The sequence below is a fragment of the Bacteroides sp. AF39-11AC genome, from assembly GCF_003474285.1.
Lineage (GTDB): Bacteria > Bacteroidota > Bacteroidia > Bacteroidales > Bacteroidaceae > Bacteroides.
This window is the reverse complement of sequence record NZ_QROH01000006.1, coordinates 148,025-163,109: the sequence shown is the minus strand read 5'-3', so window position 1 is coordinate 163,109 and position 15,085 is coordinate 148,025. Positions and strand designations below refer to the sequence as shown.

General features: G+C 44.4%; 13 protein-coding genes. 5 read left to right on the top strand and 8 right to left on the bottom strand.

Translation table 11 applies throughout. The annotated features are described in order from the left end of the window. Positions 1–28: 28 nt before the first annotated feature. Both DW036_RS14375 and DW036_RS25995 read right to left on the bottom strand, forming a co-directional pair. On the bottom strand, positions 29–1,399 hold the full coding sequence (locus DW036_RS14375) for a hypothetical protein (RefSeq protein WP_022210573.1): 1,371 nt from the start codon (positions 1,397–1,399) through the stop codon (positions 29–31). Between the two features lie 114 nt (positions 1,400–1,513). After that, positions 1,514–1,885, bottom strand: coding sequence for a hypothetical protein (locus DW036_RS25995; protein ID WP_369906606.1), 372 nt, complete (start codon positions 1,883–1,885; stop codon positions 1,514–1,516). Between the two features lie 99 nt (positions 1,886–1,984). Here DW036_RS25995 and DW036_RS14365 point away from each other — a divergent pair, with 99 nt between their 5' ends. The 3 genes from DW036_RS14365 to DW036_RS14355 are packed head-to-tail and all read left to right on the top strand — an operon-like array spanning position 1,985 to position 6,203. Beyond that, positions 1,985–2,596: a TetR/AcrR family transcriptional regulator gene (locus DW036_RS14365; protein WP_233560447.1), complete on the top strand. Its 612-nt coding sequence runs from the start codon at positions 1,985–1,987 to the stop codon at positions 2,594–2,596. Between the two features lie 59 nt (positions 2,597–2,655). Next, on the top strand, positions 2,656–4,476 hold the full coding sequence (locus tag DW036_RS14360) for an ABC transporter ATP-binding protein (protein ID WP_118465003.1): 1,821 nt from the start codon (positions 2,656–2,658) through the stop codon (positions 4,474–4,476). Beyond that, positions 4,473–6,203 carry an ABC transporter ATP-binding protein gene (locus DW036_RS14355; protein WP_118465002.1) on the top strand — a complete coding sequence of 577 codons (1,731 nt, stop codon included), beginning with the start codon at positions 4,473–4,475 and terminating at the stop codon, positions 6,201–6,203. The genes DW036_RS14360 and DW036_RS14355 overlap by 4 nt, the downstream gene beginning before the upstream one ends. A gap of 126 nt (positions 6,204–6,329) precedes the next feature. Here the strand turns inward: DW036_RS14355 and hcp are convergent, their stop codons facing one another. Next, positions 6,330–7,982: a hydroxylamine reductase gene (hcp, locus tag DW036_RS14350; RefSeq protein ID WP_187374623.1), complete on the bottom strand. Its 1,653-nt coding sequence runs from the start codon at positions 7,980–7,982 to the stop codon at positions 6,330–6,332. 196 nt (positions 7,983–8,178) lie between these two features. On the opposite strand from hcp, the gene DW036_RS14345 reads away from it, so the two are divergent. Both DW036_RS14345 and DW036_RS14340 read left to right on the top strand, forming a co-directional pair. Continuing rightward, complete coding sequence (locus tag DW036_RS14345; RefSeq protein ID WP_118465000.1) at positions 8,179–8,817, top strand: Crp/Fnr family transcriptional regulator; 639 nt, start codon at positions 8,179–8,181, stop codon at positions 8,815–8,817. Positions 8,818–8,862: 45 nt separating this feature from the next. Then, the gene (locus DW036_RS14340; protein ID WP_118464999.1) at positions 8,863–9,552 is read left to right on the top strand and encodes a Crp/Fnr family transcriptional regulator; all 690 of its coding nucleotides are present in this window, start codon (positions 8,863–8,865) and stop codon (positions 9,550–9,552) included. A gap of 35 nt (positions 9,553–9,587) precedes the next feature. On the opposite strand, the gene DW036_RS14335 is transcribed toward DW036_RS14340, so the two are convergent. The 5 genes from DW036_RS14335 to nrfH are packed head-to-tail and all read right to left on the bottom strand — an operon-like array spanning position 9,588 to position 14,997. Next, a complete protein-coding gene (locus tag DW036_RS14335; protein WP_118464998.1) occupies positions 9,588–10,865 on the bottom strand; it encodes an alginate export family protein in 1,278 nt (425 codons plus the stop codon). 8 nt (positions 10,866–10,873) lie between these two features. Continuing rightward, a complete protein-coding gene (gene ccsA, locus DW036_RS14330; RefSeq protein ID WP_118464997.1) occupies positions 10,874–11,665 on the bottom strand; it encodes a cytochrome c biogenesis protein CcsA in 792 nt (263 codons plus the stop codon). Beyond that, positions 11,662–12,894 carry a cytochrome c biogenesis protein ResB gene (locus tag DW036_RS14325; RefSeq protein WP_118464996.1) on the bottom strand — a complete coding sequence of 411 codons (1,233 nt, stop codon included), beginning with the start codon at positions 12,892–12,894 and terminating at the stop codon, positions 11,662–11,664. The genes ccsA and DW036_RS14325 overlap by 4 nt, the downstream gene beginning before the upstream one ends. Before the next feature lie 9 nt (positions 12,895–12,903). Further along, positions 12,904–14,385 (bottom strand): ammonia-forming cytochrome c nitrite reductase, encoded by a 1,482-nt coding sequence (nrfA, locus tag DW036_RS14320; protein WP_118464995.1) that lies wholly within the window; start codon positions 14,383–14,385, stop codon positions 12,904–12,906. A 21-nt stretch (positions 14,386–14,406) separates the two neighbouring features. Beyond that, complete coding sequence (gene nrfH, locus DW036_RS14315) at positions 14,407–14,997, bottom strand: cytochrome c nitrite reductase small subunit (protein ID WP_118464994.1); 591 nt, start codon at positions 14,995–14,997, stop codon at positions 14,407–14,409. Positions 14,998–15,085 lie beyond the last annotated feature (88 nt).

Sequence of the window (15,085 nt, the reverse complement as noted above, 5' to 3'; positions counted from 1 at the left end):
TTAAATTAATTATAAATACCTATTTGAACTATCTCTTGGTAAACCAACCGACATAAGCTATGCCGATAGCAAATTCATTTTCATTGTTATATTTAGTCGATCCAAATACTTTGTTCGTACCAATATGACGGGTAGTGTAATCGGCCTTCACAACCAGATTCGGCAATGCAAACCAGTTAACTCCTGCCGTCCATTTGCTTACCTGACAGCGTTTCTCCATTGTAGCAGAACCTTCTGCCTCTTCCTGCGGGTTGTAGTATTCATAACGGGCATAAGGATAAATAACCGGACATTTCTTCTGCGAGAAGAAAGCACTCAGGTTAAGACCAGCCTCCAAGCCATAGCACAGGGCATTCTTTGCTACATTACGCATAGCACCGTGATAATAATTGGAGTTATTAGAAAGAGTAACCTTGCTAATCTTGGAAGAATTCTCTAAATCACCATAAATGATATTACCACGAGCGGTAACATATTTATTTTTATACTGTGCATCGGCAGAGTAGATTTTCACTGATGAGCGGCCTACGCTGCTATACTTATAATTCTTATCTGCATTGGCTGTCACGTCATTACAATAGTAAAAAGCAGCACCTACACGCAGTCCCGGTACCCCTTTATAGTCCAGACGTGCTACATAAGCAGGTGAAGTAAAGTTATCTTGTTCAAAGAGTCCCTGCTTACCACCGGCTACCCAGTTATCGCGACCGAATCCATCAGCATTCAAGCCGGCAACAATCATTGCCTGATAATCAAAGCGCGCATATCCTTTACCAAAAGAGCCGAAGAATTCCAATCCTGTCTCATGCCAGGTAGAAGGAATAATTGTGGTTTCACCCTCAGGACGAGATGTTCCGAAGAAGTTGATAGGCTCATGGTGTGCATTGGTCAATCCCATAGGTACAATCAAATGACCGGCACGAACGTTGAAAGCCGAATGTATCAGACGGGTAATGTGAAACTGCTCAAGAGCGACTTCTCCACCCTTTTCCATTTCTGTTTCATACTCACCGTTTTCTGAATTCTCAAGTTCTGTTTCAATACCTACACCTCCTGCTTCAAACTCAATTTCAGCACCCAGTATCCACTTGGAATTAAACTTGTAGTCAAAAGCCAACACAAAACGAGGAATTGCAATGGTATTGCGGTGATCACTGTTATCTACCCCACCATAGAAACGATTCGTTCCGTAGTTCATAAACTTTGCTACCATTTCTCCGTATCCACCGAAACGGAACTTTTCGTAGTCGTCATCTTTTGTTACCTGTTTTATTCTCTCTTTCTTTGCCGTAGTTTCAGATACCTCTTCTGTTGAGGTTACTTTTTCAGGTTCATTAGCCCGTAAAGTATTGTTAAAAAGCAAGAAACCTAAGGCGAATAAGCAAGTTAATTTTCTCATCTTTTATCTTAAATTTTGTTGGCGCAAAGGTAGAGGGAGTTAAAAAGGCGGGCAATACCCAAATATGAGTATTGTGTTATTAAAAATAATAACATGTAGGTACTTAAACGAACACTATTTCTTTTTGTTCTTTTTTACAAAACAGTAATTCACTAAAAAGACAGCCGCAAAGATCACAGCAATCCAGATAAAACTAATAAATATCAAATAACGGTTATAAATGTACTCTCCCTCTTCAGGAACATGATTAAGCATACATAGCAAACAGTTACACTGAGGATTATCAGCATCATGCGAAAAGTAAGAGTACAGTAAAAAAGATAAGCTACCTGCAAAAAGAATAATAATAGATATTATTCCCCATCTCTTACAACTTAAAGGTCTGTCAATTGCCTTTTTGTGGTTAGTTAGTTTCACCATATAGCAGTTTATAGTTAGATTGTACGCGCAAAGTTGCATGCTTTCAGTGACCTTGGCAATACCCAATAATTGTGATTTTTATAAAAATATAACAAAAAACCATCATTAATGGGTATTTCAAAAAACGCGGATTCTCCCCTACTTTGCAGTCGAGAAATAAAACTTATGCAATACCCTAAAGATGACATACAAAAAGAAATTTTGAAAGCTGCCGAAAAGGTATTCCTCGAAAACGGCTTTCCAAAGGCTTCCATGCGTGAAATTGCGCAAGAAGCACAGGTAGGGTTGAGCAATATCTATAACTATTTCAAAAATAAGGATGATATTTTCTGTACGGTGGTACGGCCTGTAATCAGTGCATTCGAAAGGATGCTGCACGAACATCACGGTCGTTATGGAGCAGATATCATGGAGATGTATTCCACAGAATACCTACGATATGTGATAGAAGAGTACATGACATTGATACAAAAACATCGCAAATTGTTGGTATTGCTATTTTTCCATGCACAAGGTTCTTCACTGGAAAACTTCAAGGAGAACTTTACCGAACGCTCCACATCACTCGTGAAAGAGTACTTCAGAGATATGAAAGAGAAACATCCGCAAATGAATATCAATGTAACCGACTTTTCTATCCACCTGCACACGGCATGGATGTTCACCATGTTTGAGGAATTGATCATGCACCGAGTCGGGATAGAAGATTTGGAACAGATAGTCACAGAATACATCACATTCGAAGTAACTGGTTGGAGAGAGCTTATGAAAATATAAGCTCTCTCTTTTTTTGAATAAATCTGAATATTGTTCGTTTTTTAAAAGTATGATAGATTATGAAAGAGAAACTGAAAAAGAAAAGAGGAATCGCCCGCCTGTTTGAAATTGCAGGCGAGCGGAAAGGGCTGCTGATCCTGGCTGGTATCTTGTCGGCAGGAAGCGCTACGTGCATGTTGGTTCCCTACTGGTCGGTATACCGCGTATTGCAGGAATTACTGCTTCACGCCAGTGATTTAGAAAAAACAGATAGCGAGATACTGATATACTGGGGATGGTTTGCCTTCTTCGGACTGATCGGAGGATTATTGCTACTTTATGCGGCACTGATGGCCTCACATGTAGCAGCTTTCCGTATCCTATACGGATTACGTATCAAGTTATCGGAACACATCGGACGCTTATCGTTAGGATACCTGAACGGTACATCTACCGGAAGCATCAAGAAAATTATGGAACAGAATGTAGAAAAGATTGAGAACTTCATTGCCCATACCATCCCCGACCTTGTGAATGTATTGGCTACGGTCACTCTGATGTTTATCATCTTCTTCTCCCTGAATGGCTGGATGGCTGCGGTCTGTCTATTCTGTATTGCATTGAGTATAGGATTACAATTTGCCAACTTCTTCGGGAAAAAAGCACAGGAGTTTACTAAAATCTACTTTGATACACAGGAACGAATGAGCGCCTCAGCCGTACAATATGTACGCGGCATGCCGGTCGTGAAAATCTTCGGTCAAAGCGTCCGGTCATTCCGCCGTTTCAATAGTGAGATTGAGGCGTATAAAGAATATGCACTGAAAGTATGCGATACATACGAACCCGGTATGGTGGTCTTCACCATATTACTGAACTCACTCATTACGTTTATTCTGCCGATAGGTCTACTATTACTGAGTCATGAGCCACAAAATCTGGCATTAGCTGCTGTCTATCTATTCTTTATTATTATGGGCCCCGGAGTAGCCTCCCCTATTTATAAACTGATGTTCCTCGGATCGGGTACACGAGAAATAGACGAGGGCGTAGAACGCATTGACCGTATCTTTGCCGAACCGCCCGTACCGGAAGCACAAACGCCGCAAGTACCTGCCGGTTATGACATTGAATTCCGCAAGGTTAGTTTCGCTTATGAGAATAAAGCGGAGACAACTCGTACCGAAGCGCTGCGCGACATCACCTTCACAGCACGTCAAGGTGAAATTACGGCACTCGTAGGCCCCTCAGGTTCAGGAAAGTCTACAGTAGCCAATCTGATTCCCCGCTTCTGGGATGTAACGGAAGGCGAAATACGGATCGGAGGAGTCAACATCAAAGATATTCCCACTGAAAAGTTGATGAACATTGTTTCCTTTGTTTTTCAGGATAGCTTCCTTTTCTTTGATACCCTCTATGAGAATATCCGGGTAGGAAACTCCAGTGCAGGACGTGAGGAAGTGATAGCAGCCGCAAAAGCCGCACAGTGCCATGAGTTTATAGAAAGCCTTCCGCAAGGTTATGAAACCCGCATCGGAGATGAGGGCGTCTACCTTTCCGGTGGTGAGTCGCAACGAGTCTGTGTGGCAAGGGCCATCCTGAAAAATGCTCCTATCCTGGTGCTGGACGAAGCGACCGCTTTTGCCGATCCCGAAAATGAATATAAGATGCAGCAAGCTTTGCAACATCTGATCCAGAATAAGACGGTTATCATCATTGCACACCGCCTCTCGTCCATCATTTCGGCACAGCAAATCATCGTACTGAACGAAGGAAAGCTCGTACAGCATGGGAAACACGAGATATTAAGTAAAACGGAAGGATTATATAAGAATATGTGGGACGCTTATACGGATGCGTTCCGCTGGGAACTAAACAGTAAGAAGGAGGTAAAAGAATGAATGCAATAGAAAATATTACGATAGGGCACACCGAACGCCTTCGCAAACCTGTGGGCTACACGATGCTTGCCAACCTGGTAAATATTGTCCCATTCTGCCTGTCTATCGAAGCAATCAACGTGATATTCCGTGCTTTCGATGGCAGCGGAACGCCGTTGGACACTCAACGGCTCTGGACTATTTTTATCCTGCTTGTAGTGTATGTATTTGTCATGGCATTGGCAGAAAGGGCTTCCTACCGCGCCAATTTCCGGGGTGCCTATGAAATGAGTGCCGCAGGACGTGTCAGCCTGGCAGAGCATTTGCGGAAACTCTCATTGGGTTTCCTGTCACGCCGCGATCCGGGTGATCTTTCGTCCATGCTGATTACAGACTTTACCATGGCGGAAACAGGTATTTCGCATCACCTACCCCAATTGATGGGTGCACTGGTGATGCCTGTACTTGCCTTCCTCGGCTTGCTATGGATAGATTGGCAAATGGCCGTTGCCATGTTTATAGCCCTGCCACTTGCCGTGGGAATATTGCTGGGCAGTACTTACCTGCAATACAAACTGAGCGGCAAACAGATTACTGCCAAAATCAATGCAGGCAATCGCCTGGAAGAGTACTTGCAGGGAATACGGGTAATGAAAGCATATAATCTGCTGGGCGACAAGTTTGTCCGTCTGAAGAATGCCTTTGCCGAACTGCGCCGTGCCTGTATCCGCCAGGAAGCATTGCTCGGCCCGTTCATACTGCTTTCTGTAACGTTGATACGGGCAGGTCTGACGTTGATGATACTTTGCGGTACGTACTTGTTGATAGGAGGAGATTTGTCTCTGCTCACGTTCGTTATGTTCCTCGTTGTCGGTTCCCGCGTCTTCGATCCGCTGACTTCGGCACTGACCAACTTTGCAGAATTCCGATATTTCTCCATTGCCGGAGGGCGTATACTAACGCTGATGAACGAACCGGAAATGCAAGGGAGTAAAGAGGCCCCGGAAAGTGGCGATATTACTTTCAATCACGTATCATTCGGCTACCAGAAAAAATGGGTACTGCATGATGTATCGGTAACACTGCGTAAGAATACACTCACCGCTCTGGTAGGTCCTTCGGGGAGTGGAAAAAGTACCATGCTGAAACTATGCGCACGTTTTTACGATCCGCAACAGGGACAGGTTTTATTTAATGGAGTAGATATGAAAACCCTGGAACCGGAATCATTGATGAGTCATATCTCAATGGTATTCCAGAATGTGTATCTGTTTCAAGATACCATTCGCAACAATATCCGTTTCGGCAAAACCGACGCTACGGACGAAGAAATAGAAGCAGCGGCCCGCAAAGCATGTTGCCACGATTTCATCATGCGATTGCCCAAAGGGTATGATACGCAGGTCGGTGAAGGCGGTTGTACCTTGTCCGGTGGAGAGAAGCAGCGCATTTCCATCGCACGTGCTATATTGAAAGAAGCTCCCGTAGTACTTCTGGATGAAGCAACGGCTTCACTCGATCCGGAAAATGAAGTGGAAGTACAGCGTGCCATCAATACATTAATTGCAGGACGTACGGTAATCGTGATTGCCCATCGCCTGAAGACGATCAAGAATGCAGATAACATCATAGTATTGGAGGAAGGATGCATTGCCGAACAAGGTAAGCATCAGGAACTACTCGATAATAAGGGGCTATACGCCAAGCTATGGAATATACAGGAAAAGACATTGGGGTGGAAGTTGTAATTTTCAAAGACCACTCAAGAAAATCCTACTAAAATAATAATTCGCCCCTACAAATTAATCACGATATGATTAACTTGTAGGGGCGGGAATTATCCATCCGAATATACTTCAGAATTTATTAATCATTTATGATAATTGGAACATCTTCAAGTCATCTTCCACATCACTGATGGTACCTATCTGAAAAGTATCTACCAAGACTTTTGCCACATTGGGCGACAGGAAGGCAGGCAGCGTAGGCCCTAAATGGATTTTCTTCACACCCAGGCTCAACAAGGCCAGTAGTACGATAACGGCTTTCTGCTCGTACCAAGCAATGTTATACACAATCGGGAGTTCGTTGATATCATTCAGTTCGAACACTTCTTTCAGTTTCATTGCAATGACTGCCAGTGAATAGCTGTCGTTGCACTGTCCTGCATCCAGTACACGTGGAATGCCGTTGATATCTCCCAGAGGCAACTTATTGTAACGATACTTGGCACAACCTGCTGTCAGGATGACTGTATCTTTAGGTAACGCCTTGGCAAATTCGGTATAATAATCACGTCCCTTCATACGTCCGTCGCAACCTGCCATAACTACAAAGCGACGAATAGCACCGCTCTTCACGGCATCCACCACTTTATCTGCCAGTTGCAACACCTGATTATGGGCAAAGCCACCGATGATTTCTCCACGTTCTATTTCCGTAGGCGGTTGGCATTGCTTAGCTATCTCGATAATTTCGGAGAAATCTTTTCTACCTTCGGCATCTGCCTGAATGTACTTGCAACCGGGATATCCGGTGGAATTTGTTGTAAACATACGTTCTTTATATTCAGCATTTGCCAACGGGGGAACAATACAGTTTGTTGTAAACAGGATAGGGCCATTGAAGGTGGTGAACTCCTCACGCTGCTTCCACCAGGCATTTCCATAGTTGCCTACGAAATGGGAATACTTCTTGAAAGCAGGATAATAGTGAGCAGGAAGCATTTCGCTATGTGTGTACACGTCGACTCCCGTACCTTCGGTTTGCTTCAATAGCTCTTCCATATCTTTCAGGTCGTGGCCACTTATCAGAATACCCGGACGCTTCCCTACTCCGATATTTACTTTTGTCATTTCCGGATTACCATAGCGTTCGGTATTCGCTTTATCCAGTAAAGCCATAGTCTTCACACCGTATTCTCCGGTCTGGAGCACCATCTTCACCCATTCGCCTGCCGGAAGTGATTTTGTGGCAGTGGCGGCCAAAGCATGTTGCATAAAAGTATGGATAGAAGCATCGTCATATCCCAGACGCATGGCATGTTCCAGATATGCCGCCATACCTTTCAGACCATAGGTCATCAATTCTTTCAGGGAACGCAGATCTATGTCGGGTTCACGCAGCACACCCACGCTTTCCGCCTTGGAAGCATACTCATCACGTCCGCCCTGCCATTGCAATTCGTCGATTTCAGGCAAGGAAATACCTTTTTCTGTGGCTTCTTCTATTAAACGGTTACGCAATGTCATACCTTTATCCACCCTGTTCAGAATGCTTTCATCATCGAAGTTAGCATTTGTAATGGTACAGAATAAGGCATCCACAACAAAACGGTTCACTTCGGCAGCCACGGGATGTCCGGCGTTGCGGAACTCATCAGTAACGACTGATATTCCACGTACCACGAACATCAGCAAATCCATTGCCTTTGCTGTATGACTTTCTTTTCCACACACACCTTTCAAGATACAACCGGTGCCTTTCATTGTTTCCTGGCACTGATAACAAAACATTTTAGCTTCCATCATCTTATTCTTTTTATTTAGTTATAAAATATATATTCCTTCTCTTTTAAGAAGATAAGCTGCATCTCAGCATAACTTTTTCATGCAAGCATGAAAGTTCTGCATTCGATTTGCATTATCTTTGTGCAAAGATGGAGAGTTTATGGCAGGTAAATTGTCACGTATGTTACACCCAATCACAAAAAACTTAAAAAGAATGGAAGCACATATATTATTACAGATGCCATTATTTCGAGGCATAACAGAAGAAACGCTATTAAAGTTCGTTCTGTTGCACCAACATACTCTTAAATCCTACAAACCAGGAGAGTTTATCGCCATGCAGGGAGATATTTACCGTTCTCTCTATATTCTATGCAATGGAACAGTGCGTACGCAAATGGTCAGTGCAGAAGGAAAACAACTCACTATAGAGACCCTCCGTGCCCCGAAACTTCTTGCACCGGCTTTCATCTTTGCTTCCGAAAACCGTTTCCCGGTGAATATCGAAACCCTGGAAACCTCGGAAGTATTGATTCTGAATAAGGATGCTTTTCTGGAGTTCATGCACCAGTACCCGGTCATCATGCAGAATTTCCTGAAGTTGATTTCCGACCGGAGCTTGTTTCTATCCAAGAAACTAAACGAATTTGCCTTACAAAGTCTGAAATCAAGATTGCTCAATTATGTAAAGATGCATGGAGGCATCGGTTCCCAACAGGAAGTAGCACATATACTTGGGGTAGCCCGTCCGTCATTGGCACGTGCCATATCTGAATTGAGCAATGAGGGTTGTATACAAATAGAAGGAAAAAAAATGTTTATTGACGAGGAGAATTCGAAGAAATACTTTTAATTCTACTTTTTCATCGTATCTTTGTACAACCAACTACCTAATATAATGAGGAAAATAACATTAACCGACAAACATCAGGAATTACTTTTCCAGATTCCGCTGTTCCGTGACCTTCCCCTTAATATCAAGCATTCGTTGCTCGACAGATTGGATATCTCCCTGTACTCGGTCGACAAAAAAGATATCATTGCCACCCAAGGAACACTCTGCAAAAAGTTATATGTATTGTTGGAAGGAAAACTACGGGTAGATATTATTGACGGATTGGGAAATGAAGTCATGATAGAATATATCGTTGCAGCACGTGCATTCGCCACTCCTCATTTATTCAGTTCAGACGGAGTGCTGCCGGCAACCTTTACTGCTATAGAAGACAGTACCCTGCTCACCGCCAGTAAAGAGTCCATGTTTAAGCTTATCAGTGAGGAACCTAAGATATTACACAACTTTCTTTGCATCACGGGCAACTGCAATGCCTGCACAGTATCTCGCCTGAAAACTCTATCACGGAAAACAGTGCGCGAACGTTTCGTTGTCTACTTACTGGAACACAAGAAAAAAAATTCTTCAACAGTCAACATCATCCACAATCAGGCAACCCTTGCCGAATATCTGAATGTAACCCGCCCTGCACTATCGAAGGAAATTAATAAAATGATAAAGGAAGGAATTATAGAGATGGATGGAAAGACAGTCCGTGTTCTGGACGAACCATCATTAGAAAAATACGTATGAGGAAGCTCCCCATACGTATTCTCTTTTATCTATCTTTACCACTTCACAAACAATACTCTCGGATTGATATTTACTGAAACCCATCCCCAGTCTTGCCAGCTTTTGTGATTACCGCCTTTCACGACATCCATGGTTTCCGTTCCGCGCATGAAGGAATATCCGGCAGAGAGTTTCACATCTTTCATCACCGACCAGTTAATCTGGTAATCTACTTCCGAACCTAATGCTTTCTTCAGATTCGGCAATTTCGCCGCAGTTGAAAAATGGTGGTAGTTCAAATCCATATCCACCTTATTGGAAGCACGGAAACGTACACCCAGACGTTTATCAAACAGCCCGGGAGCATATCCGTTTTTAAAGTCGGATGCGTAGAAATAATCCATAGCTCCGTAAAACTTGTGGTGTGTGCCATACAGAGCATTGAATGCCTTGTACTTGTCACCGTCACCGCTGTCTCCGCTTAGATAATCCACGCTTGCCACTACGGTCCAGGTCTTGTCAATGGCATAAGCGGCCTGCAGGCTTGCCATAAAGGCAGATACCTTTTCTACATTCAGGTTCTTACCCATCTGGTAGTAGAAAGCACCGTCCACATTCCAGCCGTTATCCTTATAAGTAATATAAGTACCCATCGTTTGCAGATAGCGGGTATGGGATTCTTTAGTTGCTGCATCTCCGGTCTCCAATCCCAGATTCATGAGCAATAAGGATGCATCAAAGGGAGTATAATCGGATTTATAGTGATACCAGAGTGTCTGCATATTCTTGTAAGGCTGTGCTCCGGCCTGCACATAATAGGTACCGCCTATCTTAGTCTCGTCATTCTGGTTGAAAGCGAGGATAAGATGCAATTGGTTGTTGGGGTCGGCATAACCCAGTTTCAATGCATCATGATAGCGTCCGGCTATGTTCCAATCCAGTCCGCCCAAAATGCGTTCGTCATCGTACGAAAGGGTCTGACGACCTAATTGTGCAAAGAAGTTTTTACCGAAATTCAGTTTAGCCCATGCCTCGTTCATGATGAAACGCCCATTCTTGTCAATCTGCGGATCTTGTCCCCATACCCCCACATGCTGAGCCGAGATTTTCATTTGCAAATCAGAACGCTTGTATTCCATAGACAATCGTGCACGGTTATTGATGAATCCCGCAGGTTCCGCTCCTTCCTCACGGGGCATCAGAGCACCATTACGATATTCCGCACGAGGCCTGATCTGGATGGACATTGTAAACTCATTCTCTTTTTCTGTCGTTTGCGTATACGCCATGCTTGGCAAAAGCATGAAAAGCATTGCCCAATAAGTAGTTTTCATAATGATTATCAGTTTAAATTATACGTATGAATGCTGACTCCCTGTGCAGAGGGCAGATAGTTTATGCCGTACCAGCACATTTGCAGCAAAACAAATGATATCAGAAGTAAAATTAAGGCCTTACGATGTAACAAAGGTTTTCCAAGGCGGAAATGTATATAAATAAGATAGGAGAACCAGGTAGCAGCAGCCCATGTCTCTTTCGGGTCCCACGACCAATAATGTCCCCACGCCTCTTTTGCCCATACAGCCCCCGACAGCATGCCTAATGTCATAAATGCCAGTCCTACATAAGTCAGATTATCGCATAGATCCATCTCCCGGCTGTCAATCGGCTTCTTCTTGAGCCAAAGCAGGTAAATAGCCATCACGGTAGCCGCACCCAGCATAGCATAGGCAAACATATATACGATGACATGCGGCGTAAACCACGGACTTTGTAAAGCCGGCATCAAAGTTTTGTTATGTATTTCCGGTTTAAAGATATTGATGCAGATAAATACCAATGACAGGATAAAACTGAAACTGAGTATCCACTTATACCTCCAACGGCTGTATGTGATGAGTCCTGCCAGTGGAAGAAAGAAAGAGTACCACAGGCGCGTCTCTCCCATGGTCCGCATAGGCGGACGTTCCAGGGAAATCCACATTCCCACAATGAAGCAGAAAAAGATAGCAAGTCCTATCAAGGTAAGCCCGCCAACAACATACGGTTTTCTTCCGCGCCAAGCGGCAAAGGCACCGAATCCCCAGAAGTGCAGGGCGGCAATTGAAAATGGTACAAAATAATCCCACGTCATTCAGCATCCTCCTCTTTTCTTTTTTGTGCGTTAACAAACAGACAGATAGCTCCCAACACCATCATGATAATGCCCGTATAGACAGCAGGCAGCCACGGATCACGTACCAATTCAAACACACTAATATCGCTCCAACGCCCTTTCGTATCATCATAACTCAATTGATAAATATTCCATCCGGCCACATTCAGAGGATGGTTCACTGCAATCGTATCTTCCACCTGTTTGCCGTCTTCCGTGTAAACTTTCACTGTAGATGCAAAACGCTGCGGCTCGCGTTCAGGCATGATAAGGCTTGTCAACGAATCCAGACGCAATGCTTTATATGGGAAAATAAAACTACCGCAACTTACCCACCCCTCCTTTGCAGCTTTTGTCTTTTGATTGATAGCCTGCAAATAAACGGCATACGTGGCTCCCATCGAATGGAATTCGGTAAACTTCACCGTATCTTCTGTAACCACGGAAGCCGCCCAGGGAATCGTTTGCCGGATAGTCACCAGCCAATCGGCCAGCTGCCCATCCGTTACACCTTCTTCCAGTAACAAATGTTCCGGTGCTCTCTCAGGCAGTGTACGACCCGTTTCATTATCAATCAACATCAGTTTCGGAGGATACTCGTCAATCGTGAAGTCTTTCAGTTCAATGGCCAGCGGAAGTTCTATCAATTTACCGTGCTCACCCATTGCACGCCATTCAGCATTATCTATCCGGGTGGTCATTTTCAGCCGCTGCATATCGGCATTTCCCAAGGTTGCCGTAATCAGGGCAATGAACAGCCCGGCATGATTCAAAAGGAAAGCAAACTTCTTCCATCTGAATGGAAATCCGGCACGAAGCGTAGTCAACCCCAGTACAGTCACCATCCAGATATAAAGTAATACAAAAGGCCATGCTGAAAGCATTCGTGAAAAGCCAAGCACATCCGCCGGATGACCGGAAGGGAGCTGACGAATAAGTCCCATCACCACCGTAATGCCCGCCACCCATAAAAGAGAAGAGACAGCCGATGTATAATGGCTCATCCAACCGAAGAAATAAACACGTTTGCGCAGGCAATGCATGGCAACTATTCCGGCTATATATAAAACCAGAACAATGATGTTCACCGGATAGGCAAACAGACTCCAATCTATTTCACCGATTGTAATCTGTAGCAGCCATCCTGTCACCAACAGTCCTGCGCCTATCAGGCATCCTTCTTTAAATCCCCACGGTCTGATCCACATATCTCTGTTTTATTTCTGAGCCAGGCGACCGTTAGCTTTCGCTTTTTCCAGCCACGCAGGTACAGTAGTTTTCAAGAATTTCTCTTTAGCAGCTCTTTCCGCATCCATGTCGAGGCCAATGTATTGTTGTGCTTTCTCTTTGGTTGAAATGTCCGGCATCGGCACATCATCCGTAAAGCCATGCTTAGCCAATACTCTTGATACAGCCAGACGAGCCTGCATAGCCTTGTCCAATCCGTGTGAAAGGATACGCTGGATTTCCTGCGGAGCGTGGAAAGAACCACCGTGAGAAGCCACACCGAAATCCCAACGCCACTGCGCCTGACGGATAAGGGCAAGTACATCTTTCATCTGATCTTCCGTAGCACCCTTGTCCCATGCAAACTTAGCCTCGATATGAGCCTTGGCAAGTTCCTGTTCCAAACGGTTACGTATTTCGTTAGCCTTACGTTGGCGTTCGTACACATTGTTACGCAGTGTTGCTTCACTTTCACGATGGCAAGTCTGACAAGTGCGGTCTATCATCGCCAGCGGGCTTTGAATATGGTGATCGCTGAATTTCACACCACCTTCGCTCTTATAAGGCATGTGGCAATCTGCACATGACACACCTCTCTGGCCGTGAATCCCCATCTGACAGATTTCATAATCAGGATGCTGCGCTTTCAATATCGGAGCACGGCTCAGTTTATGAATATAATCATAGAAACCTTCATTATCATAATAAGCCTCCATATCTTCCACAGTAAAGCCTTTATCCCAGGGGAAAGTCAGGTACTTACCATCACCCTTGAAGTAATATTCCACGTGGCACTGCGCACAAACCAGCGAGCGCATTTCCTGCGGAGTAGCTTTCGTAATATCTCTGCCTTGACGTGCAAAAGCCTCGATCAAAGCAGGACGGCTGATGTGCAGGTTCATATTTTCCGGTTCGTGGCAATCGGCACAACCGATAGGATTTACAATCTCATCGCCCATTGCTCCCCACTTATTATTATAGAATGCATCCACACCGATAGCCTCCATCATACGGGGAACATCCGGGCTCTTACAAGTCCAGCAGGTAGACGGTTGCGGACCATCTTCGGGAGTAGCAGGTGCACCCGTACGAAGACTTGCTGTAATATCCTCTATCGCATGCATATGGCCACGCGGAGTCGAATAATCCTTTGAGAAAGCATATCCTGCCCACAAAACCACCATTTCAGGACGTTGTTCCAATACATCGACTGCAATGTTTCCGTTGAATTCACTCTGGAAATCCGTCTTCGCTGTTTCCGTCCAGGTCTGATATTCGCGGGGGAAATCACTTTTGAACACTTCATTACGGGCTTCAATGCCTGTAATAACAGTCCTGCGGTTATTGAACACGCTTTCTAATTCCGCCCGCCTCTCCGTCAGTGCGGAAACACATAATCCTAATACAAACACGACTACCATCGAACCACCGAACAGCAGCCAGCCTTGCCATGATTTCAATTTCTTTTCCATAAGTATATTGATTTTATTTCATTATTTCTTAAGCATCTTTTGCAGCCAGTCCGGAACGGGCGATTCGGGATAAGGTACCAGTGCATTGGGAGTAGATGACAACGAATTGCTTCCGCCATGAGGCACATCCCGGTGACAATCCCAGCATGCCTTACCCTCGCCTACCTGAGACATCATATAATCTATTTTTCCGGTTTTCACAAACTCCGTATTCAACTGCGTATGGCAACGAATACAGTTGTTCATAATCACCTCTGAACTGGCTTCATGCGCCCTGATAACCTGCGGCTCGCTCTTTGTCAAAAAAGCAGCCACATGCTTCATACCGTCCATTCCTTTGAATGTCCATTTCTTAACGGCATTCTCATGAGGAACATGACAATCATTACAAGTGGCATCCCGACTATGTGAACTGTGGAACCATGTAGCGTAGTAAGGTGCCATAATATGACAGTTCACGCACGCCGACGGCTCATCCCCTAAGTAGGTATGCGCCCGCAGCAGATACATGAACAAGCTTCCCCCGCCTACCACAACACCGCAGATAATTATCGCAGCCACTTTCCATTTGTATGAAGGTAAAAACCTGTTTATAAATGACAATTTCTTCATAGGAAATAGTATTTTTCACAAAAGTAGGGGCTTTATTTTTAAAAAAGTGTAATAATGATTACATATTTTACATAGTCTTGCGCTATCT